This window comes from Leisingera thetidis (genome assembly GCF_025857195.1).
GTDB lineage: Bacteria > Pseudomonadota > Alphaproteobacteria > Rhodobacterales > Rhodobacteraceae > Leisingera > Leisingera thetidis.
Map to the genome: position 1 here is coordinate 40,698 of NZ_CP109790.1, position 22,908 is coordinate 63,605.

Below are 22,908 nucleotides of genomic sequence, written 5' to 3' on the forward strand. Positions count from 1 at the left end.
CGCAGGACATTGCCGCCGCCGGACCGCCGGGCGAGCGGGTATTCTCCGGGCCGGGTGCCTGAGCAGCCATTGGTTCAGGGCTTGGCAGTCACCAGGATGCGGCTGTCCAGCGAGCGGATGCTGCTGGAATCCGCCTCATAGCTGGCCTGCAAGGCTTCGGCGAAACCCACCGCGCTTTCAGAGGTCGGGCGCATGCCGTCAAACAGCGGCTCCGACGAATGCAACACAACAACTTTGCTCTTGCCCAGGGTGCTGTCATCGACTTTGAACGCGATGCCGCCGCCGGATGCGGATTCCTCCAGGCTGTAGGCGACCCGGACCGGGACTTCGCCGGCCGCGCCGCCGCGCAGGCTGGCCACCGCATTATCCGACCGCGAGATATTCGGCAGCAAATGGAACACATTGCCTGACACATCAAGGATCGACACGGTCAAATAGCCGTCGGTGACGTCATCCGGCAGCACCACATCGATGACAGGGTTTTCGCCGACAAAAAAGCGGCCGGAAGGGTTGGGTTCCACGGTCTCGCCGCCGACGGCAAACGCCACTTCGGCGCCGCCGGGGGGGGCTTTGGGCAGGTGCTGCTCAACCACGCAGAGCGAGTCGTTCAGCACCTCCACATCCAGAACAACCTGCCGTTCATGGGCCAGTGCGCGAAGCGCGTCGAACAGCTCCAGCCGGGTGGCGGTGCTGGCAACCCGGCCGCTGATCAGCACGGGATCATTGGGCGCATAGCCGTCGTAATGACCGTTTCCGTCACGCAGCAGCGGGCCGCAATCGGCAAAGGCCTCCATCACCGCCTTGACCTCTGCCAACGGCAGCATTGGCAGTTCGAACCGGATCTCGGCCTTGCCTTCCAGCGCGCCGGGCAGACCGTTGCGGAACATCTCGTTGAGCATTTCCGCAACATTGGTGTCGTCAGTGGTGCCGGTGAGCCGCGCCTTGTTGTTGCTGATCACCAGACGCCATTCGCGCAGCCCCTCCAGCGGCTTCACCGTGTCCAGCACATCGGCCCCCCAGGTGTCGGCGATTGCACCAGTGGCCAGAGTCAGATCGGCATCCTGGGACAGCGCCAGCAGGGCGTTGCGCGCCGCCTCGGACGGCACATTGCCGACAATCTGCAGCGGGCCATCGGCGGGTTTCTCGGCAATCAGTGAATACGGGCGCGCAACCGGGTAGGAGGGCCCGAGGAAGCTGTCGAGCTTTCCGGTGAAAAAGGCGCCCGCCCCGCCGCCGCCGATCAGCAGCAGGACCGCCAGTCCAGCCCACAGCCCGCCGCGCCCGCCCTTGCCCCCTGATGCCCCGGCCGGAGACGGCTTGGAAGCGGGGGCGGGCGGCGGTGCGGGTTTGCTGGTCTGCGGCACGATGATGGTGGCGTCTTCAGCCGGGGCATCCAGCACATCGCTCAGGCTGCCGCCATCGGGGGTGTCCAGAAATGCCAGCACCTCAGCAGCTGTCTGGAACCGGTCGTTCGGATCGGGCGCGCACATCCGCTCGATCAGTGTTTTCAGCGGCTCAGGAAGACCATCCGTGTCAAGGTGTTTCTGTTTGTTCTCAACCACTTCCATCGGATTGGCGCCCAGCTTGGGCGCTGCGCCGCGGAAATTGGCCAGAAGCAGTGCGCCCAGCGAGTAGATATCCGAGCGCGCGTCGGTGTTGCCGCTCATCTGCTCGGGCGCGGCATAGGAATACTTGCCGGCAAACTCATTGCCGACAATGGTCTGGGCGCCCGGGTTGGTGTCCTTGGCGATGCCGAAGTCGATGATCACCGCCTCGGCCGGGTCGCCGCCGCGCAGGATGATATTGTCGGGGCTGAGATCGCGGTGGACGATGTTGCGGGCATGCGCGGCCTGCAGCCCTTCCGCCACCCGGCGGCAGATCACCAGCAGGTCCTCAGCCGCCATCGGCCCCTGTTTCAGCCGTTTGTCGAGTCCCGGCCCTTCGACGTAGTCCATCAGCAGGTAGATATGGCCGTCCGGCGTGCGGTGGTTTTCCGAATATCGCACCACGGCGGCATGGCGGATTTCGCGGATATTCTCTTCGCGCGCCATCAGGACGGTAAAGTCCTCATTGGCGGCCAGTTCCTGCTTCAGTACCTTCAAGGCCACCAGGTTGCCGGAAATTTCCGAGCGTGCCTTGTAAACATGGGACGTGCCGCCGCGGCCCAGCAGGCATTCAATCCTGTAGGTATTGTTCAGCAGATCACCCGGCTGGAACAAGTCGCCAGGGCGCGATTCAAGCATGTAGTTCTCCCTGGCCCTAAATCCGGCGCGGGTCCGGGCTGCGCTTAGCCCAGAGCCTGGAATTCAACGCGGCGGTTTTCATCGGCGCGCGTGTTGTTCTCGTTAAAGGGTGCGGTTTCGCCCATGCCGATGGCTTTGAGCATATCTTCGGCAACGCCGCAGGAGCTGATCAGGTGGCGGCGCACTTCCTGTGCGCGCAGCAGCGACAGCCGCTCGTTATAGGCCGCCGAGCCGGAACTGTCGGTATGGCCAATGATCTGGAATACGGTGCCATCCAGCGCCTTCATCGACGCGCACATATTGGCCAGTTTCGGCGCCTGGTCGGCACGCAGCGCGGCGCTGTCGAAATCAAAGGAGATTTGCACATTGATCTGGGTCTGCCGGTCGACCGGATTGTATGCTTCTGCAGCCGCGGCCACGGTTGCTGTTTCTGCCGCCGGATCTTCTGCCGCGGATGCGCTGCTTGGCACGATCACTAGGCCGCGGGTCTTCTGTTTCTTGAACGCTTCGGTGATTTCCTCGACCGACAGTTCGCCGCCGGATGACTGCGCCTGCGCAAGTGGTGCGAAAACCAGGCCGGCACCCAATACACTAGCAAAAATTCCATTCAGGCGGACCATGCTCAGCACCCTCCCCTACCGTTGCAACATTGCTGGCAGTCTATACCAGCACCTGCAGCCTGCCAATGGCGTGCAGAGTGCCGCGCGGGAAAAAAACACGGTGTTTCCGGCAAGTTGTAATCAGGGGGGTTTACTGCGGGGCGGGTAACGATTGAAATGGGCGCAAATGGACCGGGAGGGAAAATGCGGGTTCTTCCAGCTGTCATAATAGCCATTGGCCTGGTGCTGGCCCCGGCCGTCTGGTTCGGGCTCAGCTGGCTGCTGAGCGAAGAGGACTTCCAGGGTGCGGGCGGCGTGGATTCCACCGCGCGGATCGAGATCGAGATGCTGCGCCAGCAGGTTGAGGATTTGCAGGCCCGGATGTCCGATCTGCAGAACGAGATTGCGAGCCTGCCCGCCGGAGGGGCAGGCGACGGCAGCCCTTTCACTGATGACGCGGCCGGCGAGGCCGCTATCTGGAACCAGACTGGCGGCGCCGATCTGGACTATGCCCAGGTGGTTCTGATTGCCGACCGGCTGAATGTGAACCGCGGGCTGAGAGTGACCGGCGGCAGGTATCTGACGGAGAAACTGGGCCGCCCGCGGGAGGATCTGAACGACACCTGCCAGCCGATGACCAACCCGGAGCTGAAGGAGAAGCTGGTGACCGAGCAGGTCGGACCGATCCGCGTCAGCATGCTGCGCCCGGCAATCGAAAGCCTGAAGGTGGTGTTCGAGAATATCCGCCAGGCAGATCCGGATCTTTACGCCCGCATCAATACCGCCGGGGCGCTGTGCGTGCGCCGTATCCGCGGCACGTCGAATTCGCTGTCCACCCACAGCTACGGGCTGGCAGTCGACCTGAACATCGACGGCAAGCTGGACAATTTCACCGATGGCAAGACCCAGCTCGGGCTCACCATCATGGCGGATTTCTTCTATGATCAGGGCTGGGTCTGGGGCGCGGGCTTCCGGCGCGAGGACAGTATGCATTTCGAAATCAGCCGCCGCCAGCTGGATGCGTGGCTGGCTGAGGGCCAGCTGTAAAGGCTCTGTCCCGGCCCCGGTCAGGCGGACCGCAGCAGGACTTTGCTGGAATTGATGGCTGCTGCAATCCGCTGGTAGCGCACAATCGACCGCGTCGGCGAGGTTTCAGCTGAGCGCAGCAGCTGGGTCTGCGCCTGTTCCAGGACCGCAAAGGCCTGGGCCGCCGCTATGGCCTGCCGTTCGGGGGCAACCGCTATCAGCGGCCGGTTCGATTTCTGCGTATTGTCAATGGTGCGCAGCTTGGCCCGCGGTTTTGCCGGATCCCGGTTCTCCAGTGCGATCTGGCGCAGGTCGCGCGACGCCTGGCGCAGGACTTTGCGCACCGGTGCATGGCCGGGCAGACCCGCCATGTCCTTTTCCAGTGTTTCGAACCTCTCAGCCAGGCAGTCAATGAGATAGGGGCCGGCGCCGCCGCAGAGCGTACGGATTTCTTCAACCCGGCCATCAACTTCATCTGGCGATCTCAGACGTTTGGAGACGGAACGCCCGTTTGCAAAACCTATGTTGCCGGCTTGGCCGTCGCCGCCGCTGCCGCCACCGGCACTGACACCTCCACCGCCGCCATCACCGCCGCCATCGCCGCCGCCATCGCCGCCGCCGTCACCGCCGCCATCACCGCCGCCATCACCGCCGCCGTCACCGCCGCCATCACCGCCGCCATCACCGCCGCCATCGCCGCCGCCGTCACCGCCGCCGTCACCGCCGCCGCCATCGCCGCCGCCATCGCCGCCGCCGTCACCGCCGCCGCCATCGCCGCCGCCATCGCCGCCGCCATCGCCGCCGCCGTCACCGCCGCCATCGCCGCCGCCATCGCCGCCGCCGTCACCGCCGCCATCGCCGCCGCCATCGCCGCCGCCATCGCCGCCGCCATCGCCGCCGCCGTCACCGCCGCCATCGCCGCCGCCGTCACCGCCGCCATCGCCGCCGCCGTCACCGCCGCCATCGCCGCCGCCATCGCCGCCGCCATCACCACCGCCGCAGCCGCAGCCGCCGGCTTGGCTATCCAAGGGGCTGTTGAGGAAACAAGTAATCAGGACCAGGAACAAAGCACGATGTAACGACATCAGCTTGAAATAGGACGGTTATCCTTCCAGTCCATACGCCTGACGGATACCCCGCTGGGTTCCGGGGCCGAAGTCCCCGTCAATGGCGCCTGCGTAGAAGTTGTTGTCTTGCAGTTTCTGCTGCAGGGCACGCCGGGTTTGCGGAGTGAACATATTCGGGCGTTCGCTCAGCAGGTTCAGCACATCGGAACTGCCGCTGCGCAGTGCTGCGTACAGGTAATGTGCTGAATCTTCCGGTCCTTTCGAAGGGATCAGCCCATCATCGATCAACGCTGCAAAATTGAACTGCGCTTGCGGATGGCGCAGGTCTGCGGCGCGTTCAAAAAAGCTCAGCGCTTTCTTCGGGTTGGCCGGAAGACCCAATCCCCCCTGATAGTGGAGGAAGCCGAGATCGTTGATCGCATCCGCAAAATCCTGAGCCGCGGCCGCCTGATACAGTTCCAGCGCTTTGGCTGGGTCCGCCTCGACCCCGGTGCCGCGCTCAAAAAGCTTGGCCAGCTCGAATTGCGCCTCGGGCGATCCCGCTTCCGCGGCGCGCTGAAGGAAGTCCACCGCCGCCTTGGGGTCAAACCGGCCTTCATTCGGGTTCAGACGGATATATGCCAGACCCAGCATCGAGCGGGTATCGCCAAGTTCGGCCAGCGCCAGCAGCTGTTCTTCCTGATCCGGTTTCAGCGCGGCCCAGGCTTCGGAAGCATCCGCAACCGTGACCGGTGCGTCATCCGCGCCCGGGCCGGCCAGATAAAAGGGCACTCCGGTCAGCGAGCCATAGGTATGGGGTTCCTGCAGATTGGCGGTGTTTTCCAGCACCCGGTCCCGCACCTGGCGGAACATCAGGCTGATTTCCAGTCCCGGCTGCACCATTTTTTCCATCAGCGCCGTGGCATAGGGCGAATTGCTGCCGCTGCCGTCCAGCGCGACCTGGCCATCCTTGGCGGCAAAGGCCACCAGTGTGCCGCGGTCCGGGTCGGCTGGCGCCATGCCGCCGCCGCCGCGGGTGGTTTCGGTGGTTTCGGCGGTTTCGGTGCTGCTTTGCTCATCCAGAGCGATCGAATCGCCCAGCGGGTTGTCGCGGCAGCTGTCGAGGATCACGATACGCATCTTGCGGGCCCGGTCCACCGCACCCAGCAACTGTTTCAGGGACAGCGACTGGCGCTGCACATCGCGGTTGCTGGCCACTCTGGCATCTGCAGGGATCAGGAAGTTTTCGCCCTGCACCTCGATTCCGTGGCCGGCGAAATAGACCAGCGCCAAATCGGCGACTTCCGAGCGGAAGGCAAAATCATCAAGCAGCTGCACCATTTCCGAAGTGCCCGGATCCAGCGCCAGGCTGACGTCAAAACCGATCCCTTCCAGAGTGTCCGCCATTGCCACCGCATCGTTGCGGGTATTCTCCAGCGGCGGCAGATGCTGATACTCTGCCACGCCGATCACCAGGGCAATACGGTCGCTTGCAGCCTGCGCCCCGGCCGCGAGCAGCAGGCAGGCGGTGAAAATCAAGGATTTGAAAAGGAAAGACATGCGAATATCCGGGCTGGCAGTTTCTGCTATGGCCCAATGTAGTCCGCGGCTGCGGCAAAGAAAAAGAAAATTCGCCGCGGCCGGCAGCGGCAATACTGCCCCGTCCGGTCCAGGGCGGGGCAGTCAGATATCAGGTGCTTGCCAGGCTGCTTGCGGAGCGCAGCCGGTCACGCAGCTTTTCCAGGGTGACGCCGGCCGCCGCCGCCGGAAGATCGGCCGGTCCGGACTCTTCGACCTGGTCCTGCACCCGTTTGTAAAATCCGGACAGCCCGGCCAGGGTCTGGATCACCAGATCAAAGTCCTGCAAAGAGCGCAGCTCCTGGCTGGTGGGGGCGGTGCCCCGTTCCAGCACGTCGAGGACAACGTCTTCCAGCGTTTGCATCTGGCTGCGCAACTGTTCCATCTCCCACGCCGAAGCGGCGCAGAGTTCGCTCAGGGCTTTGTCGGGGTGCTGCATGGTTACAGCCGCCCGACGACCTGTTCAATGGCCTGTTTCATCGTGGCCACCGTGAACGGCTTGCGGACAATGTTGTTGAGGCCCAGCTTCTTGCCAACCTGGATCATCTCCGGGGTCGGCTTTCCGGTCACCAGAATGAAGCCGACCCGCTGGGTCACCTGATGGCCGCGCACCGCCTGCAGCAGTCCCAGCCCGTCCATGCCCGGCATGTTGTAGTCCGACAGCACCAGGTGAACCGGAGTCTGGGTCAGCTTCTGGTAGGCAGACTGGCCGGCGTTTTCGACCATGTAGTTCTTGATGCCGATCTCATCCAGGCTTTGTGTGATGATCCCCCGGCTCGTCGACATGTCGTCGACAACCATAACGCGGAGAGAGTCTTTCAAGCTCATTTTTCTTTCCTTCTGCTCTGCTTGCAGCTGTGGTCAGGATGTTCTGCCAGCGGGTGAGTTGACATAAGTGGTGATCCCGGCCGTCTTCAGGTGCTGCGCTGCCGGGCCTGACATGCGCTCGGAGTGGCCGATGAAGAGGGTGCCGCCCGGGTTCAGGGCGTTCTGAAAGGCGCTCCACACCTTCTGCTGGGTCGGATTGTCGAAATAGATCGCAACGTTCCGGCAAAAGATCGCATCGAACTTGCCCCGGAACGGGAAGGGTTCGATCAGGTTCAGCACCCCGAAGGTGATCAGCTTGCGCAGACTGTCCGGCAGCCGCCCGTCCGGATCCCGCTTGGGCACAAGCTTGCTGTATTTGGCGTCGATCTGGGCCAGTTCGTCCTCGGGGTATTTGGCGGCCTGGGCATGGCGCACCACAACCGGGTCGATGTCGGTCCCCAGGATTTTGAAATCCAGCTTTGCCGCGTCCGGGCAGAGATCCAGCACTGTCATCGCAATCGAATACGGCTCCTGCCCGTTGGAGCAGCCTGCCGACCACAGCCGGACCCGCCCGCCGCGGCGCGCCTGTTCGATCAGCGGCGGCAGCACGTCATGGCGCAGCGTCTCGAAATGATGCGGTTCCCGGAAGAAATGGGTCACATTGGTGGTCAGCAGCGACAGCAGCCCGCTGCGCTCCTGTTCGGCATCGGGACCGTCCAGGCAGGCGAGGTAATCCTTGAAGCTGGTGAAATTGCGCTGGCGCAGCTTGCGCGCCAGGCGGGAGGACACCAGGGGCTTCTTGCTTGCCGCCAGGGCCAGTCCGAAGTGCTTATGCGCGAATTTCGCAATGGCCTCGAATTCCTGGTCCGTAAGCGAAAAGCTTTCGGCGGCGGGAGTGATGGTACCTTCAGCGCTCACGGCATCACCTGCTCCGGGGCCGAGATCACCGCATCCAGATTGATGATGCGCACCATGGTGTCATCATGCGAGATGATGCCCTGGATGTACTCCATCGTGTTGCGGCTATCCACAGGCGGTGTGTCCTGGATGTCATCCGGGTTGATCGAGATGATCTCGGAAACCGATTCCGCCAGCAAGCCAACCGGCTTGCCATGGACCGAGACGACGATGACCACGTTGCGCTCGCTGGCTTCGGTCTGTTGCAGGCCGAAGCGGGCAGAGAGGTCGTAGATCGGGATCACCGCGCCGCGCAGGTTCATCACCCCCAGCACATCGGCCGGGGCATGCGGCAGGATGGTCACCGGCGACCAGCGCCGGATCTCACGGATCTGGGTGATCTTCAGGCAGAACGCCTGCCCGGCCACGGTGAAGCTGACAAACTCGCTGTGTTCAGCGTGTTTCACTTCCTGATCGGTTTGCTTCACTTCAGCTTGCATTGCTCATTCTCCGCTCGGTGTCAAAGGCGGCCGCCGTGGGCGAAGCCGCAATGATGCTTTCAGGGTCCAGGATCATGGCGATCTTGCCGTCGCCCAGGATGGTTGCCGCCGCGACGCCGGGGATCTCCCCGCAGACGCCGTCCAGGCTCTTGATCACCACTTGCCGCTGGTCGTGAATGTCATCCACCGCCAGGGCGCAGCGCTGGCCGGTTTCGGTTTCCACCAGAAGATAGACGCCGGCCTGCTGATCGCTCTCGCGGTACAATCCGAGACCGCCGGCAACATCGCAGATCGGCACGAAATTGCCGCGGATCGACAGCAGGGTGCCGTCGGCGCCGAGGCTGTTGATCATGTCATCGCTGCCGCGCATTGTCTCGACAATCGAGGTGATGGGCACCACCATGGTCTGGTCGGCAACCGACACCACCATCCCGTCCATCACCGCCAGGGTCAGCGGCAGGATGATGGTGAAAGTCGAGCCCTTGCCCGGGGTGGAGGAGATATTGATGCGGCCGCCAAGGCCGGTCACCGCATTCTTCACAACATCCATGCCCACGCCGCGGCCGGAGAGGTTGGAGACCTCCTTGGCGGTGGAAAAACCGGGCATGAACAGCAGGTTGTCGATCTCGCTGTCGGTCAGCTCGGCATTTTCCGGGATCAGGCCTTTTTCGATGGCGATCTGCTTGACCCGCGGGCGGTTCACGCCGGCGCCGTCATCCTTGATTTCGATGCACACGCTGCCGGACCGGTGCGATGCCGAAAGCCGGATTTCACCAGTCTTCGGCTTGCCTGCCGCCTCCCGGTCCTCGGGTTTTTCAACGCCGTGGTCGACCGCATTGCGCAGGATGTGCGTCAGCGGATCGGACAGACGCTCGATCACTGTCTTGTCGACTTCGGTGTTTTCCCCTTCGTTCACCAGCTTGCAGGTTTTGCCCGTCGCGGCCGATGCTTCGCGCACGATCCGCGCCATGCGCTGGAACAGGGGTTTCACCGGCTGCGCGCGGATGGCCATGACGCCTTCCTGAATATCGCGCGCCAAATTCTTGAAGCCTTCCAGCTCGGTTTCAACATCCCGGGTGTCCGAAACGTTGAGATTGGCAATCTGCTGGGCCAGCATCGAATGGTTGATGATAAGCTCCCCGACAGCGTTGATCAGCCGGTCCACCCGCTCGAGCTCGACACGGAGCGTCGGCTTCGGACCGCCGCGCTGCTCCTGCTTGCCGCTCTCGGCTTTCGGGGCCGATGCCTTGTTTTCGGCAGCTGCCGGCTTGGCTTCGGAAATTGGTGCGGGGGCCGGCGGCTCAAAAGGGACTGCGGCAGAACCCGTGTCTGGGTCAGGGGACGGTTCGCCGGCAGGTGCGGCATCATCCGCAGGAGGCGCGCTGAACATGGCATCCAGCGCTGCCAGGGCATTCGCTTCTGCCTCCGCGTCGCCGTCGCCGTCTATCGACAGTTCGCAAAGCCCTTCGACAAATTCGAAGACGGCTTCGACAATTGAGCGGGACTCTTTGGTTACCAGGGTCAGGTCCCAGGCCAGATAGCTTTCAGCCATGTCCATGGCGTCAAACCCGGGCAGCTCGTTCTCGTCGAGCTTCACCGTCAGCTCACCCATGTCCCTGAGCGCTTGGAACAGGAAGAAAGGCTCGTTGCCGGTGCCGTACATTTCCTTCAGCGGCTGGAAGCGGATCCGATAGGTTTCCTCCTGCGGTTCCGCCGGCGCCGACGGCCCGGCGCCAAGGTCTTCCACCGGGGCCGGGGCGCCGAGGCCCATCGGCTCAAAGGTCAGATCTTCCTCTTCCTCCGGGATGTATTCATCCAGTGCGGCCAGCAGCGTATCGTGATGCGCTTCATCGATTTCACCGCCGTCGCGGGCGGCCTCGACCAGCGCCGAGAGATGATCGCTTGAGCGCAGCAGCAGCTGGATCAGCTTTTCGTCCAGCTCCATCCGGCCGGCACGCACTTCGTCAAAGACGGTTTCAAACCGGTGCGCAAATGCCACCAGATCATCCAGGCCAAAGGCTCCGGCGCCGCCCTTGATCGAGTGCACAGCGCGGAAGATCGCATTGACAACCTCAGGGTCGTGATCGCCTCCTTCGATGGCAGTCAGCCCTTCATCCGTTGCTTCGAGGAGCTCTTCGCACTCCTCGAAGAAGGTATCCTGAATCGACCCCGACATCTCAGGCCGCGGCTCCGGTGACGCGCTTGAGCGCGAAAATCAGCGAGGCATCGTCAAACGGCTTGGTGATCCAGCCGGTGGCGCCGGCGCCGCGGGCGCGGGCTTTCAGCTCAGGCGCGCTCTCGGTGGTCAGCACGAGGATCGGAACCTTGGAGTTGATGCCGTCGCCGCGCAGCTCCTCGATCACGCCGAAGCCGTCGAGGTTGGGCATGTTGATGTCGGTGATCACCACATCGGGATCGACGTCAGGATACATGTCCACACCTTCGCGGCCATCCACTGCACAGTGGTATTCAAATCCGGCCTCTTCCAGGGTCGCGGCCAGAAGATTCCGGATCGTGCGGGAATCGTCGATTGCCAGAACTTTGGTTTTCATGCTGTTTCCTCGTCTTCAAAACGGTTGGGCTCCAGCCCCAGAAGGGTCAGGGACTTGCGGCAGGATGCGGTGATGTTGGTGACTGAGAAGCCTACCTCCTCGGACCGCCACTGCTGCTCTGCGCCGAGCAGGAGCTGCAGGCAGCGCGAGGGCATCAGAGCAACGCCGCGGCAGTCAATTTCGACTGCCCGGGAGCGTGCCCCTTGCAAAAATGCGATCAGCGGATCCAGTTCCGCGAAGGCGTTCGGCAGCTCCAAAATGTGCTTTTGCGTTTCCGTTGTCATAATCGGCGATTCGCACCCCCGTTGTCGGCGATCAGTTCGAGTTTGATGATGAAATTGATAGGCGCCGGTCCTTAACATTTGATTGCCGACCCGCGCGCACAGAGGAGGATTCATAAGGAGCTCGCGGGCAAATCCGCACAGAAATTCCCCTCAATTTTTATCGGCATCCGGCAGGCCGGGGAATCACCCCGTCGGCCGCCCCAGGCCATAGCGGAGTGTGCTCCAACGGCCGCGCGCAGCCAGGGCGTGCATTTTTACCGGGTCTTTACAGAGTGACGCTGGAGCGCTGCGGACATCCTGGAAATTTGACGGAGAATCGGGGCGCACCGGCCCTTCCGTAAGCTGCAAATTAACATATGCGCCGCATCCTGAGAGGCATCACTTTTGCGGTGGCCTAGACCGCATTACTCTTAGGAGGACGGAATGAAAGCGCTTAAATCGCTCAAGCTGGCACATAAATTGCCGCTGTTTGTTGTTGGGTTCGGTGTGCTGGTGACGGCGATTCTCGTCACGATCAGCACGATCAGCTTTCAGCGCAGTGCAGAAAGCAATGCCCAGGACCGGCTGAGTTCAATGGTGGCGGACCGGAAACTCTCGGTGCAGACACTGCTGGACGGAATTCATGCGGACGTGCAGACACTGTCGGCGGTGCCGTCGACGGCGACAGCAATTGAATGGCTGACGATGACCTGGAATGATCTGGATGGCAATCCGGGCCAGGTCCTGCGCCAGGCCTATATCGACGACAACCCGCACCCCATCGGGCAGAAGCATCTGCTGGCGCGCGCGAAGGGCGACTCGCCTTTCCACATGCATCATGAAAGCTTCCACCCGGCGTATAAGACCCTGATCGAAAGCAAGGGCTACTATGATGCCTTCCTGATCAATCTGGCGGGCGACATCGTCTACTCGGTGTTCAAGGAAAACGACTTCGGCACCAATATGATGTCCGGCCCGTTCAAGGATTCCGGCCTGGCCAAGGTTTACCGTGCGGCGCTTGACGGCAGCCGTGGCGAAGTGTTCTTTGCCGATATGGAGCCTTACGCGCCTTCGGGTGGGGCTGCTGCGGCCTTTGCCGCGGCGCCGGTTGTGAATGACGCCAATCTCACGGTGGGTGTCCTGGCGGTTCAAATCCCTGTCGACCTGCTCGGGACCATCATCAACAATGAGCAGGGCATGGGGGAAACCACCCAGATCTACTTGGCGGGGGCTGACATGCTGGCCCGGACCGGCTCGCGGTTCGAAGGCGGGTTCGAAGTGCTCTCGAAACTGCCATCCACCAAACAAGTGGTTGAAGCCTTTGACGGCAAGTCGCATGCGCTGCCTGGTGTTCCCGGTCTCAACGGGCATCCGGTACTTGCCTATTCCGAGCCGCTGCCGCTTGAATTTGCGGACTGGGTGATCATTGCCGAGCAGGATTGGGCGGAGCTGATGGCTCCGGCTGCCAGAAAGCGCAACATGCTGCTTATGGCATCGCTGATCTGCGCCGGCGGCATGTCGTTCTTCGGCTGGCTGTTCGCCCGTTCGATCACCAAGCCGATTGACCGGATCTGCGAGAACATGGAGGCAGTGTCTTCCGGCGACCTCGATATCACTGTTGAAGCGGCCGGGCGCACCGATGAAATCGGCAAGATCGGCAAAACGCTGGTGTCGATGCAGGACGACTTGAAACAAGCGCGCGCGGCTGAAGAAGAACGCGCTGAAATGCAGCGCCAGCAGCAGCAGGTGGTCGAAAGCCTGAGCGCCGGCCTGGTGCAATTGGCGGACGGGGACTTCTCGCAGCCGATCACGGGCCGGTTCCCGGAGGAATACGAACAGCTGCGGCAGAACTTCAACAGCACCGTCAGCAACCTCAGCACTACCGTGCAGCAGGTGATCGAAGCGTCCGGCAGTATCCGCAACGGCGCTGCCGAGATCAGCCAGGCCTCGGACGACCTGTCGCACCGCACCGAAAGCCAGGCAGCCACGCTGGAAGAAACCGCCGCGGCATTGGATGAGCTGACTGCGTCGGTGAAATCCGCCGCCGAAGGCGCCCGCAGCGTCGAATCCACAATGTCGGAGGCACGCACCGAAGCGGAGAACAACCGTGAAGTGGTCCAAAGCGCGGTTTCCGCGATGACCGAGATCGAGCAGAGCTCGAACCACATCAGCCAGATCATCTCGGTGATCGACGACATCGCCTTCCAGACCAACCTTCTGGCCCTGAACGCGGGTGTCGAGGCGGCGCGGGCAGGCGAGGCCGGAAAGGGATTTGCGGTGGTCGCCTCCGAGGTGCGTGCCCTGGCGCAGCGCTCGTCGGATGCGGCGATGGAGATCAAGACCCTGATCAGCGACAGCTCCAAACAGGTGGAGCGCGGCGTCGATCTGGTCGGCAAGGCCGGCGAGGCGCTGCAAAGCATTGTCGAGCAGGTCACTCATATCTCGCAGCTGGTTTCCGGCATCGCCGAAGGCGCTGCCGAGCAGTCGACCGGCCTCAATGAAATCAACACCGGAGTCACTCAGCTGGATCAGGTGACCCAGCAGAATGCGGCCATGGTGGAACAGGCCACCGCAGCCGGCCACATGCTGAACACCGATGCCACCAAACTGTCGGAACTGGTTTCCCGGTTCCGGGTGGCGGGCGGCAGCCCGGCGGTCCGCTCCGCCCCTGCGGCGCCTCCTGCGGCCAAACCGGCGCCTTCGGCGCATGGCGAAAAAGGCTGGGAGATTGAGGCCAGCCCGGCACCGGCAGCGGCATCCGCTGCGGGCGCCGGCAATGCGGCCCGCGATCTGTGGCAGGACTTCTAAGTACTCACCGGAGGCGCCGCGGCTCAGGCTGCGGCGCCTTCAGACCTTGGCAACCTGTGCCTGAAATTCCCAGGGCACTGCAAACCAACTGGGGAATCCATTGCCTTCGCGAAACTTATTGATCATTACCACTGACCGCAGCTTTGCCCGCAACCTGCAAAGCTATATGGAAACCGCCTATTCCGGCATGAAAGTGCTCTTGGCAAACAATCTGATGATGGCCTACAACCAGGCTGAAGCCGCTCAGCCGGTATTTGCGTTTGTGGAAGACGGGTTCACCAAGCTGCCCGAGTTCGAAATGATGATGGCGCTGTTTTCCGCCATGGATACCCGCTGGGTGTCCGTCATGGACACGCAAGGCGCCACACCAGCCCGGAAATCCTCGCCGCTGCTGGATGTCGGGGCGGGCATCTTCGAACTGACGAAAGCCGATCATCCCAGCCAGTTCGCGCAGTATTTCGACATGATGGTCAAGGCGCCGCGCCGCAGCCCCCGTGCCGCCGGCGGCCCTGCTGCCAGCCGCCCGGCTGCCGCCGCCGGCGCCAGCAAAAAGCTGATTCTGATCGGGTCATCAACCGGCGGGGTGGAAGCTCTGCGCAGTGTGCTGGTCGGCTTCCCCTTCGATTGCCCGCCTACTTTGATTGTGCAGCATACGGGCAAGAACTTCGGCAGCGGTCTGGTCTCGCTGCTGGACCGGATCTGCCCGGCGCGGGTGCGCGCTGCCGAGGACGGGATCGCACTGGAAGCCGGCTATGTATACATTGCCGCAGGCCAGCGCCGCCACATGGGGCTGAGCAACCGCAAGCCGCTGCGCCTGAGGATGAAGGAAGGTCCGGATATTTCCGGCCATACGCCTTCTGTTGACGCTCTGTTCACCTCCGCCGTGCCATATGGGAAGGACGTTGTTGCCACCATCCTGACGGGGATGGGCCAGGACGGTGCCCGGGGCCTTCTGGAACTGCGCAAGGCCGGCGCCAAAACCTTTGCCCAGGACGAAAAGTCCTCGGTCGTCTACGGGATGCCCAGGGTAGCCTGGGACATCGGCGCCGCCCAGCAGCAGGTGCCGCTGACCCGGATGGCCAGCACAATACTACAGGCCAGCAAGGCTTGAACTCACCGCAAGAAGGGACCTGACATTGACCACTGTTTTCGCAAACTCGAAATCCGTAACGGTTCTGCAAGGGGAATACAAGGTCAGCATGGATCCGAAAACCATGTTCTCCACAGTGCTTGGTTCGTGCATCGCGGCGTGTATTTATGATCCTGAAAATGGCGTGGGGGGGATGAACCATTTTCTGCTGGCCAATGCCCGCCAGGGCGGAGCGGCCAACGCCCGCTACGGCATTCACGCAATGGAGCTGCTGATCAACGGGATCATGAAGAAAGGCGCGGTCCGGTCCAATCTGAAAGCCAAGGTTTTCGGCGGCGCCAAGATGTCGGCAAACCTGTCGGATATTGGTGCCGCCAATGCCGATTTCGTACAGCGCTTCCTGCGGGATGAGGGCATTCCCTGCATATCCTCCAGCGTAGGCGGCACTTCGGCACGGCGGGTGCGTTTCCACCCCTGCTCGGGCGCCGCCCAGCAGACCCATGTGAAAGACGACCGCAAGCTCGGCGAACTGGAGCAGCGCGCGGCAATCCGTCCGGCGCCGGCACCAGCCCCGGCAGCCGATGGTGTGGGCGCGGTCACCCTGTTCTGATCCGCATGCGCGGGGATTGCGGGCCGCCGGGCCTGCAGCAAATTCCGTTTGCCCGCGCCGGCCGGCACAGGTAGTCCCTTAGGGGCTATGAGAACAAACCAGATTTCAATTGCAGTTTCTTTGGTTTTGCCGGGACTCCGGCAATGCCTGCTGGCCGCCGCCGTCCTGTTTGCGGGCCTGGCAGCCATGGCCCAGGCCCAGGTCACGGTATTCGCCGCGGCCAGCACCAAAACCGCGCTGGATGAGGCGGCCGCAGATTACAGGGCTGAAACCGGGCGGGCTCTGACCATCTCCTATGCGGGTTCCCCGGCCCTTGCCAGGCAGATCCAGCTCGGCGCTCCGGCGGATGTCTTCATCTCGGCCAATCCCGGCTGGATGGACGTGCTGCAGCAGGACGGGCTGGTGGCGGCGACGTCGCGGCTGGATCTTCTGTCCAACCGGCTGGTCCTCATCGCCCATGGCACCGGCGCGGCTCCGCTGGACCTGGAAACCGCTGATCTGAGCGCTGTTCTGGGCGAAGGCCGCCTGGCCATGGGGCTGGTCGATTCCGTGCCTGCGGGCATCTATGGAAAGGCCGCGCTGACCGCACTGGGGCAATGGGCTGCCGTGGCGCCAAAGGTGGCGCAGGCCGCCAATGTGCGGGCGGCGCTGGCGCTGGTGTCGTCCGGCGAGGCGCCGATGGGCGTGGTCTATGCCACCGATGCAGCTGCGGAAAGGAATGTGACAGTGATCGCGGATTTCCCCGGAGACAGCCACCCCCCGATCACTTATCCCGCTGCAAGGGTCTCCGGCGGCAATGAGGATGAGGCCCAGGCGTTTCTGGACTACTTGCAAAGCCCGGCCTCCAGAAGCATCTTTCAGCGGCACGGTTTCGGAGTCCCGGCGCCGTGAGCACTGAGGCGGCATGGCTGGGACCTGAGGAATGGCAAGCGGTGATGCTGTCCCTGCGGGTCTCGCTCTGGGCCACGTTTGCAGCGCTGCCGCTGGCGGTCTTTGTGGCTTATGCGCTGGCCCGCTGGCAGTTTCCCGGCAAGCAGGTTCTGAACAGCCTGGTGCATCTGCCGCTGATCCTGCCGCCGGTGGTAACGGGCTATCTGCTGCTGATGGTCTTTGGCACCAAAGGGCCGGTCGGCGGAGCGCTGCAGCAGATCGGCATCGTCTTTGCCTTCCGCTGGACCGGAGCGGCGCTGGCGGCGGGGATCATGGCCTTTCCCCTGATGGTGCGGGCGATCCGGCTGTCGGTGGAAGCGGTCGATCCCAAGCTGGAGCAGGCGGCGGCCACATTGGGTGCGCCACGGGTTTTGAGTTTTGCCACCATAACCCTGCCGATGATCCTGCCCGGCCTGATTGCCGGCACCGTGCTGGGATTTGCCAAGGCAATGGGCGAGTTCGGCGCCACCATCACCTTTGTCTCCAGCATTCCGGGGCAGACGCAGACGCTGCCCTCGGCGATTTACACCTTCCTGCAGGTGCCGGGCGGAGAGACCGCTGCGCTGCGGCTGACACTGGTGTCGATCGCCATTGCGCTCAGCGCGCTGCTGCTGTCCGAGGTTCTGGCCCGGCGGGCGGCAGACCGGACCGGGGGGCAGTGATGCTGACGGTCTCGATGCAACATGCGCTGCCGGGGTTCGGGCTGGACATTCAATTCGAGGCACCGCCGGGTGTCACCGTTCTGTTCGGGCGGTCCGGCACCGGCAAGACCACGGTGATCCAGGCGGTTGCCGGCCTGCTGCGGCCCGACCACGGGCGGGTTGTGCTGAATGGCGGGGTGCTGTTTGACACCGGTCAGCAGCATTGGCTGCCGCCGCACAAGCGCCGGATGGGATATGTGTTTCAGGAAGGGCGGCTGTTTCCGCATATGACGGTGCGGCAGAACCTGTTGTTCGGGCAATGGTTTGCGCCTCGGGGCGCCAAAAGGGAAAGCCTGGACCGGGTGGCGGAGCTGCTGGGGATCACCGCCTTGCTGCACCGGCGGCCCGGGCGGCTGTCGGGCGGTGAGAAACAGCGGGTGGCGATCGGCCGGGCTCTGCTGTCTGCGCCAAGCATGATCCTGGCGGATGAGCCGCTGTCGGCGCTGGATGAGGCGCGCAAGGCAGAGATCCTGCCCTATTTCGAGCGGCTGCGGGACGAAATCGGCATTCCGATGCTCTATGTCAGCCACTCCGCCGCCGAAGTGGCCCGGCTGGCCACAACGGTTGTGGTGCTGCAGGACGGCAAGGTGCTGCGCCAGGGCAGCGCGGCAGAGGTGCTGGGGGATTCCGCGGTCATGCCTGCCGGGGTGCGCGCTGCCGGGGCGCTGCTGGAGGCGCGGGTGGCCCGGCACCATGCCGACGGGCTGACGGAACTGGATGCGGGCGGGGTGCCGTTGTTTCTGCCGCAGATCGCACAGGCGCCGGGCAGCCCGGTGCGGGTGCGGATCTCGGCGCATGAGGTGATCCTGTCGCGCCGGCGCCCTGAAGGCCTGTCGGCGCTCAACATCCTGCCGGGCACGATTGAGCATGTCCGCAGCGGCAATGGGCCCGGAGCGATGGTCTCGCTGCAGACCCCGGTCGGGCGGCTGCTGGCCCGGGTGACGCGGCGGTCGGCGCAGGCCCTGGGGCTGGCGGAGGGCGCGGACTGCTTTGCCATTGTCAAAACCGTCTCCATCGCGCCGGAGGATGTCGGCGGAGGCGGATAAGGCCGTTGCTCCCGTCTTCAAAAATTGCAAAACAATCCTTCATGCATTCTTGATACGGAAATAAGTTCGGTTGCGCAGATCAGGCGGGTATCAATGGGGCAGCACTTCAGCAGGAAAGGCAGCCCATGACCAAACGATCCTATTACGCACCGGAAGGCGGGCTGCCGCCGCAGACGCAGCTGCTGACCGACCGGGCGATGTTCACCGAAGCCTATGCGGTGATCCCCAAGGGCACGATGAGCGATATTGTGGCGAGCCTGCTGCCGTTCTGGGACAAGGCGCGGTTCTGGGTCCTGTCGCGGCCCCTGTCGGGGTTTGCCGAGACGTTTTCGCAGTATATCGCCGAGGTGCAGCCCGGCGGCGGCAGCGACCGGCCGGAGACCGAACCGGGCACCGAGGCGGTGCTGTTTGTGGTCCAAGGCTGCATGACGCTGACCATCGGCGGTGCGGCGCATGAGATGGAAGAAGGCGGCTACGCCTATCTGCCGCCCGAGGCAGACTGGAGCTTGCGCAACACTGGCGATGCACCGGTGCGCTTTCATTGGATCCGCAAGGCCTATCAGGCGGTTGCGGGGCTGGACGCGCCGGAAGCCTTTGTCACCAACGAAAACCATGTCGATCCCACGCCAATGCCGGAAACCGAAGGCAAATGGGCGACCACCCGTTTTGTCGACCCCAACGACCTGCGCCACGATATGCATGTGACCATTGTCACCTTCGAACCCGGCGCGGTGATCCCCTTTGCCGAGACCCATGTGATGGAGCATGGCCTCTATGTGCTGGAAGGCAAGGCGGTCTACCGGCTGAACCAGGACTGGGTCGAGGTCGAGGCCGGTGATTACATGTGGCTGCGCGCCTTCTGCCCGCAGGCTTGTTATGCCGGCGGTCCGGGCAAGTTCCGCTATCTGCTGTACAAGGACGTGAACCGGCACATGCCCCTGGCGCCGCTGCGCTGACGGCGGGGGGAGCGCCCGGCCCGAATATGTGCCCGGGCGCTGCCCGGCTGGTCAGCCGGGCGGGCGCTGATCCGCTGCCGGTGCGCCCAGCCCGTATGACAGTTTTTCCGCGGCGCCTCTGACCAGGGCGCCGATTTCGTTGATGCGCGCGTCGGGCATCCGGGCGGAGGGGCCGGAGACGGAGATCCCGGCCAGAGCTTCGCCCTGCATGCCAAAAACCGGCGCCGCCACGCAGCGCATGCCTGGCGCCTTTTCCTCGTCATCGAAAGACCAGCCGCGGCGGCGGATCTGCGCCAGATCTTCACGCAGGGTTTCCGCAGAAGTCAGTGTTTTTCCAGTGAACTGCTGCAGAGTCCGTCCCCGCAGGAAGCGGGCCAGCTGATCCTCTCCAAAACAGCTGAGAAGCGCCTTGCCGATGCCGGACGCGTGCATCGGGGAGGTGGTGCCGGGCGGGAAGAAGGCGCGGATCGACTCATGGGTTTCCACCTGGCTCACGAACATCACGTCGCCGCCGCGTTCGATTCCGAGGTTCGAGGTTTCGCCGGTGGCCTCCATCAGTTCCCGCATCACCGGCCGCGCCCGCTCGATCACGCTGGAGCGGCGCAGGAAGGCGGAGCCCAAGCGGAAGGCCATCGCGCCGATGTGCCAGGTCTGGGACTGCGGCTCCATCTCGACAATCCGGCGCGCCTCCAGAGTGGCCAGCACCCGGTACATGGTCGCCGCCGACTGACCCAGTGCCGTGGACAATTCCGTCAGTGTCATGCCGCTGGCACCCGCCAGCGCGTCGAGCACGTCCAGCGCCCGGTCGAGCGACTGGATGGTGGCCGGCTGGCTGGCGGAATCAAAGCTTTTGGGGCGGCCCTTGCGGCGCGGCGGCTGGGGCATTTTCAAGCCTTCCGAGGTAATTCAAACAGCTGCTTATGGATAAAACTGAAAATCGCCTCTGTACAGTGAAAAAAGCCATATGACTGTTTTTAAAAAACTATTCGCGAACAATCCGGTATATGAAAGCTTTTTTCAAAAAAGTTTCCCTGCGCGCGGCATCCCTCTAAAGTGAAGGAAATCGCCACAGGAGGGCACGACATGAGCTTTCAAAACCCGGTTTTCATTCCCGGTCCGACCAATATGCCCGAAGCGCTGCGCAAGGCGGTGGACATGCCGACGCTGGACCACCGCTCGCCGCTGTTCGGCCAGATCCTGCACCCTGCGCTGGCCGGCGTGAAGAAGGTTCTGAAAAGCGCAACCGCCGAGATCTTTGTCTTTCCGTCGACCGGCACCGGCGGCTGGGAAACTGCGATCACCAACACGCTGAACGCGGGCGACAAGATCCTGGCCGCGCGCAACGGCATGTTCAGCCACCGCTGGATCGACATGTGCCAGCGCCACGGGCTGGACGTTCAGGTTGTCGAGACACCCTGGGGCGAAGGCCTGCCGGCGGACCGCTATGAGGAAATCCTGACCGCCGACAAATCCCACGAGATCAAGGTGGTTCTGGCGACCCACAACGAGACCGCAACCGGTGTGAAATCCGATATCGCCGCCGTGCGCCGCACGCTGGATGCGGCCGGCCACCCGGCGCTGCTGTTTGTTGACGGCGTCAGTTCGATTGCCTCGATGGACTTCCGGATGGATGAATGGGGAGTCGATATTGCCGTCACCGGCTCGCAGAAGGGCTTTATGCTGCCGCCGGGCCTGGCCATCGTCGGCTTCTCGCCCAAGGCAATGGCGGCCGCCAAGACCGCGACCCTGCCGCGCACGTTCTTTGACATCAAGGACATGGCCGCAGGCTACGCCAACAGCGCCTATCCCTATACGCCCGCCGTCGGTTTGCTGAACGGTCTGAACATGGCCTGTGGTATGCTGCTGGACGAAGGGCTGGAGAACGTCTTTGCCCGCCACCACCGGATTGCTGAGGGTGTTCGCGCCGCGGTCCGGGCCTGGGGGCTGGAGCTGTGCGCCGTGTCGCCGGACGTCTATTCCGACAGCGTCAGCGCCATCCGCACGCCGGAGGGGTTTGATGCCAACAAATTCGTGAGCCTGGCGGCGGAGAAATACGGCGTCGCCTTTGGCACCGGCCTGGGTGAAGTCGCAGGCAAGGTGTTCCGCATCGGCCACCTGGGCAGCCTGACCGACGTGATGACGCTGTCGGGCATTGCGACCGCCGAAATGGTCATGGCTGATCTTGGCCTGAACATCCAGCTGGGTTCCGGCGTGGCGGCGGCACAGGACTACTACCGCGGCAACGCCGCCAACAGCGCCAAGGCCGCCGCCTGATGAAGGATACCGCTATGTATATCCCGACTTACGAGGACATGCTGGCCGCGCATGAGCGCATCCAGCCGCACATCCGGCGCACGCCGGTGCGCACCTCCGCCTATCTGAATGAGCTGACCGGGGCTGAGCTGTTCTTCAAGTGCGAAAACTTCCAGGAGCCGGGCGCCTTCAAGGTGCGCGGTGCCACCAACGCGGTGTTCGGGCTGGATGACGCTCAGGCAGCCAAGGGCGTGGCCACGCATTCTTCGGGCAACCACGCTTCCTGCCTGTCTTATGCGGCGATGCTGCGGGGTATTCCCTGCAACGTTGTGATGCCGCGCACCGCGCCGCAGGCCAAGAAGGATACCGTGCGCCGTTATGGCGGCAAGATCACCGAATGCGAGCCCTCGACCTCCTCGCGCGAGGAAACCTTTGCCAAGGTGCAAGCGGCGACCGGCGGCGACTTCGTGCACCCCTACAATGACCACCGGGTCATTGCGGGGCAGGGCACCTGCGCCAAGGAGTTCGTGGAGCAGACCGATGGCCTTGATATGGTCGTGGCCCCGATCGGCGGCGGCGGCATGATCTCAGGCACCTGCCTGACGCTGTCCAATCTGGCGCCGGAAACCAAGGTCATCGCGGCCGAGCCGGAGCAGGCCGATGACGCCTACCGCAGCTTCAAGGCGGGCTACATCATCGCCGATGATGCGCCCAAGACCATTGCCGACGGGCTGCTGGTGCCGCTCAAGGAGCTGACCTGGCATTTCGTCAGCAGCCACGTGAGCGAAATCTACACCGCGTCGGATGCCGAGATCATCGAGGCGATGAAGCTGATCTGGAAACACCTGCGCATCGTGATGGAGCCATCCTCCGCGGTGCCGCTCGCCACCATTCTGAAAAACAAAGACGCCTTCGCGGGCAAACGCGTGGGCCTGATCGTCACCGGCGGCAATGTCGACCTCGACAAGCTGCCCTGGATGAACAGCTAAACTGGGGAATAGAA

The 22,908-nt window shown here is 63.4% G+C and carries 23 protein-coding genes; 11 read left to right on the forward strand and 12 right to left on the reverse strand.

The window, feature by feature from the left end; genetic code table 11:
* Positions 1–74 precede the first annotated feature (74 nt).
* Positions 75–2,243 (reverse strand): serine/threonine protein kinase, encoded by a 2,169-nt coding sequence (locus OKQ63_RS23995; protein ID WP_264214508.1) that lies wholly within the window; start codon positions 2,241–2,243, stop codon positions 75–77.
* A 44-nt stretch (positions 2,244–2,287) separates the two neighbouring features.
* Positions 2,288–2,863 (reverse strand): OmpA family protein, encoded by a 576-nt coding sequence (locus tag OKQ63_RS24000; protein ID WP_264214509.1) that lies wholly within the window; start codon positions 2,861–2,863, stop codon positions 2,288–2,290.
* A 183-nt stretch (positions 2,864–3,046) separates the two neighbouring features.
* On the opposite strand from OKQ63_RS24000, the gene OKQ63_RS24005 reads away from it, so the two are divergent.
* Positions 3,047–3,889 carry a M15 family metallopeptidase gene (locus tag OKQ63_RS24005; protein WP_264214510.1) on the forward strand — a complete coding sequence of 281 codons (843 nt, stop codon included), beginning with the start codon at positions 3,047–3,049 and terminating at the stop codon, positions 3,887–3,889.
* A 20-nt stretch (positions 3,890–3,909) separates the two neighbouring features.
* On the opposite strand, the gene OKQ63_RS24010 is transcribed toward OKQ63_RS24005, so the two are convergent.
* Positions 3,910–4,239: a hypothetical protein gene (locus tag OKQ63_RS24010; RefSeq protein ID WP_264214511.1), complete on the reverse strand. Its 330-nt coding sequence runs from the start codon at positions 4,237–4,239 to the stop codon at positions 3,910–3,912.
* A gap of 162 nt (positions 4,240–4,401) precedes the next feature.
* Here OKQ63_RS24010 and OKQ63_RS24015 point away from each other — a divergent pair, with 162 nt between their 5' ends.
* Positions 4,402–4,947 (forward strand): hypothetical protein, encoded by a 546-nt coding sequence (locus OKQ63_RS24015; protein WP_264214512.1) that lies wholly within the window; start codon positions 4,402–4,404, stop codon positions 4,945–4,947.
* 24 nt (positions 4,948–4,971) lie between these two features.
* Here the strand turns inward: OKQ63_RS24015 and OKQ63_RS24020 are convergent, their stop codons facing one another.
* From OKQ63_RS24020 to OKQ63_RS24055, 8 genes are all read right to left on the reverse strand, one after another.
* On the reverse strand, positions 4,972–6,474 hold the full coding sequence (locus OKQ63_RS24020) for a caspase family protein (RefSeq protein WP_264214513.1): 1,503 nt from the start codon (positions 6,472–6,474) through the stop codon (positions 4,972–4,974).
* 130 nt (positions 6,475–6,604) lie between these two features.
* Positions 6,605–6,931 (reverse strand): DUF8776 family protein, encoded by a 327-nt coding sequence (locus OKQ63_RS24025; protein WP_264214514.1) that lies wholly within the window; start codon positions 6,929–6,931, stop codon positions 6,605–6,607.
* Positions 6,932–6,933: 2 nt separating this feature from the next.
* On the reverse strand, positions 6,934–7,320 hold the full coding sequence (locus tag OKQ63_RS24030; protein ID WP_264214515.1) for a response regulator: 387 nt from the start codon (positions 7,318–7,320) through the stop codon (positions 6,934–6,936).
* Between the two features lie 33 nt (positions 7,321–7,353).
* Entirely contained in the window at positions 7,354–8,217 is an 864-nt protein-coding gene (locus OKQ63_RS24035) for a CheR family methyltransferase (protein ID WP_264214516.1), read from the reverse strand.
* A complete protein-coding gene (locus OKQ63_RS24040; protein ID WP_019297432.1) occupies positions 8,214–8,696 on the reverse strand; it encodes a chemotaxis protein CheW in 483 nt (160 codons plus the stop codon). The genes OKQ63_RS24035 and OKQ63_RS24040 overlap by 4 nt, the downstream gene beginning before the upstream one ends.
* On the reverse strand, positions 8,686–10,872 hold the full coding sequence (locus OKQ63_RS24045) for a chemotaxis protein CheA (RefSeq protein ID WP_264214517.1): 2,187 nt from the start codon (positions 10,870–10,872) through the stop codon (positions 8,686–8,688). Before OKQ63_RS24045 ends, OKQ63_RS24040 begins: the two co-directional genes overlap by 11 nt.
* 1 nt (position 10,873) lies before the next feature.
* On the reverse strand, positions 10,874–11,248 hold the full coding sequence (locus OKQ63_RS24050) for a response regulator (RefSeq protein WP_264214518.1): 375 nt from the start codon (positions 11,246–11,248) through the stop codon (positions 10,874–10,876).
* Complete coding sequence (locus tag OKQ63_RS24055; RefSeq protein WP_264214519.1) at positions 11,245–11,532, reverse strand: STAS domain-containing protein; 288 nt, start codon at positions 11,530–11,532, stop codon at positions 11,245–11,247. The genes OKQ63_RS24050 and OKQ63_RS24055 overlap by 4 nt, the downstream gene beginning before the upstream one ends.
* A 423-nt stretch (positions 11,533–11,955) precedes the next feature.
* Here OKQ63_RS24055 and OKQ63_RS24060 point away from each other — a divergent pair, with 423 nt between their 5' ends.
* From OKQ63_RS24060 to OKQ63_RS24090, 7 genes are all read left to right on the forward strand, one after another.
* Complete coding sequence (locus OKQ63_RS24060) at positions 11,956–14,319, forward strand: methyl-accepting chemotaxis protein (protein WP_264214520.1); 2,364 nt, start codon at positions 11,956–11,958, stop codon at positions 14,317–14,319.
* Positions 14,320–14,485: 166 nt separating this feature from the next.
* A complete protein-coding gene (locus OKQ63_RS24065; RefSeq protein WP_264214537.1) occupies positions 14,486–15,430 on the forward strand; it encodes a CheB methylesterase domain-containing protein in 945 nt (314 codons plus the stop codon).
* 25 nt (positions 15,431–15,455) lie between these two features.
* Positions 15,456–16,019 (forward strand): chemotaxis protein CheD, encoded by a 564-nt coding sequence (locus OKQ63_RS24070; protein ID WP_264214521.1) that lies wholly within the window; start codon positions 15,456–15,458, stop codon positions 16,017–16,019.
* A 186-nt stretch (positions 16,020–16,205) separates the two neighbouring features.
* Positions 16,206–16,910: a molybdate ABC transporter substrate-binding protein gene (gene modA / locus OKQ63_RS24075; RefSeq protein ID WP_264214522.1), complete on the forward strand. Its 705-nt coding sequence runs from the start codon at positions 16,206–16,208 to the stop codon at positions 16,908–16,910.
* Positions 16,907–17,611, forward strand: coding sequence for a molybdate ABC transporter permease subunit (gene modB, locus OKQ63_RS24080; protein ID WP_264214523.1), 705 nt, complete (start codon positions 16,907–16,909; stop codon positions 17,609–17,611). The genes modA and modB overlap by 4 nt, the downstream gene beginning before the upstream one ends.
* Positions 17,611–18,696 (forward strand): molybdenum ABC transporter ATP-binding protein, encoded by a 1,086-nt coding sequence (modC, locus tag OKQ63_RS24085; RefSeq protein WP_264214524.1) that lies wholly within the window; start codon positions 17,611–17,613, stop codon positions 18,694–18,696. The genes modB and modC overlap by 1 nt, the downstream gene beginning before the upstream one ends.
* A 125-nt stretch (positions 18,697–18,821) precedes the next feature.
* Entirely contained in the window at positions 18,822–19,652 is an 831-nt protein-coding gene (locus tag OKQ63_RS24090) for a bifunctional allantoicase/(S)-ureidoglycine aminohydrolase (protein ID WP_264214525.1), read from the forward strand.
* A 51-nt stretch (positions 19,653–19,703) separates the two neighbouring features.
* Here the strand turns inward: OKQ63_RS24090 and bhcR are convergent, their stop codons facing one another.
* Entirely contained in the window at positions 19,704–20,537 is an 834-nt protein-coding gene (bhcR, locus tag OKQ63_RS24095) for an HTH-type transcriptional regulator BhcR (RefSeq protein ID WP_264214526.1), read from the reverse strand.
* Between the two features lie 198 nt (positions 20,538–20,735).
* Between bhcR and bhcA the strand changes: the two genes are divergently transcribed.
* Both bhcA and bhcB read left to right on the forward strand, forming a co-directional pair.
* Positions 20,736–21,926 (forward strand): L-aspartate--glyoxylate aminotransferase BhcA, encoded by a 1,191-nt coding sequence (gene bhcA / locus OKQ63_RS24100; protein WP_264214527.1) that lies wholly within the window; start codon positions 20,736–20,738, stop codon positions 21,924–21,926.
* On the forward strand, positions 21,926–22,894 hold the full coding sequence (gene bhcB / locus OKQ63_RS24105) for a beta-hydroxyaspartate dehydratase BhcB (protein ID WP_264214528.1): 969 nt from the start codon (positions 21,926–21,928) through the stop codon (positions 22,892–22,894). The genes bhcA and bhcB overlap by 1 nt, the downstream gene beginning before the upstream one ends.
* Positions 22,895–22,908 lie beyond the last annotated feature (14 nt).

What these genes read in the sequence shown, in the direction of transcription:
- OKQ63_RS23995 (WP_264214508.1), bottom strand. Translation starts at nt 2,243, where the DNA reads ATGCTTGAATCGCGCCCTGGCGACTTGTTCCAGCCGGGTGATCTGCTG.
- OKQ63_RS24055 (WP_264214519.1), bottom strand. Translation starts at nt 11,532, where the DNA reads ATGACAACGGAAACGCAAAAGCACATTTTGGAGCTGCCGAACGCCTTC.
- bhcA (WP_264214527.1), top strand. Translation starts at nt 20,736, where the DNA reads ATGAGCTTTCAAAACCCGGTTTTCATTCCCGGTCCGACCAATATGCCC.
- OKQ63_RS24030 (WP_264214515.1), bottom strand. Translation starts at nt 7,320, where the DNA reads ATGAGCTTGAAAGACTCTCTCCGCGTTATGGTTGTCGACGACATGTCG.
- modA (WP_264214522.1), top strand. Translation starts at nt 16,206, where the DNA reads ATGGCCCAGGCCCAGGTCACGGTATTCGCCGCGGCCAGCACCAAAACC.
- OKQ63_RS24000 (WP_264214509.1), bottom strand. Translation starts at nt 2,863, where the DNA reads ATGGTCCGCCTGAATGGAATTTTTGCTAGTGTATTGGGTGCCGGCCTG.
- OKQ63_RS24005 (WP_264214510.1), top strand. Translation starts at nt 3,047, where the DNA reads ATGCGGGTTCTTCCAGCTGTCATAATAGCCATTGGCCTGGTGCTGGCC.
- OKQ63_RS24065 (WP_264214537.1), top strand. Translation starts at nt 14,486, where the DNA reads ATGGAAACCGCCTATTCCGGCATGAAAGTGCTCTTGGCAAACAATCTG.
- OKQ63_RS24020 (WP_264214513.1), bottom strand. Translation starts at nt 6,474, where the DNA reads ATGTCTTTCCTTTTCAAATCCTTGATTTTCACCGCCTGCCTGCTGCTC.
- OKQ63_RS24060 (WP_264214520.1), top strand. Translation starts at nt 11,956, where the DNA reads ATGAAAGCGCTTAAATCGCTCAAGCTGGCACATAAATTGCCGCTGTTT.
- OKQ63_RS24040 (WP_019297432.1), bottom strand. Translation starts at nt 8,696, where the DNA reads ATGCAAGCTGAAGTGAAGCAAACCGATCAGGAAGTGAAACACGCTGAA.
- OKQ63_RS24010 (WP_264214511.1), bottom strand. Translation starts at nt 4,239, where the DNA reads ATGGCGGGTCTGCCCGGCCATGCACCGGTGCGCAAAGTCCTGCGCCAG.
- OKQ63_RS24050 (WP_264214518.1), bottom strand. Translation starts at nt 11,248, where the DNA reads ATGAAAACCAAAGTTCTGGCAATCGACGATTCCCGCACGATCCGGAAT.
- bhcB (WP_264214528.1), top strand. Translation starts at nt 21,926, where the DNA reads ATGAAGGATACCGCTATGTATATCCCGACTTACGAGGACATGCTGGCC.
- OKQ63_RS24025 (WP_264214514.1), bottom strand. Translation starts at nt 6,931, where the DNA reads ATGCAGCACCCCGACAAAGCCCTGAGCGAACTCTGCGCCGCTTCGGCG.
- OKQ63_RS24045 (WP_264214517.1), bottom strand. Translation starts at nt 10,872, where the DNA reads ATGTCGGGGTCGATTCAGGATACCTTCTTCGAGGAGTGCGAAGAGCTC.
- bhcR (WP_264214526.1), bottom strand. Translation starts at nt 20,537, where the DNA reads ATGCCCCAGCCGCCGCGCCGCAAGGGCCGCCCCAAAAGCTTTGATTCC.
- modC (WP_264214524.1), top strand. Translation starts at nt 17,611, where the DNA reads ATGCTGACGGTCTCGATGCAACATGCGCTGCCGGGGTTCGGGCTGGAC.
- OKQ63_RS24090 (WP_264214525.1), top strand. Translation starts at nt 18,822, where the DNA reads ATGACCAAACGATCCTATTACGCACCGGAAGGCGGGCTGCCGCCGCAG.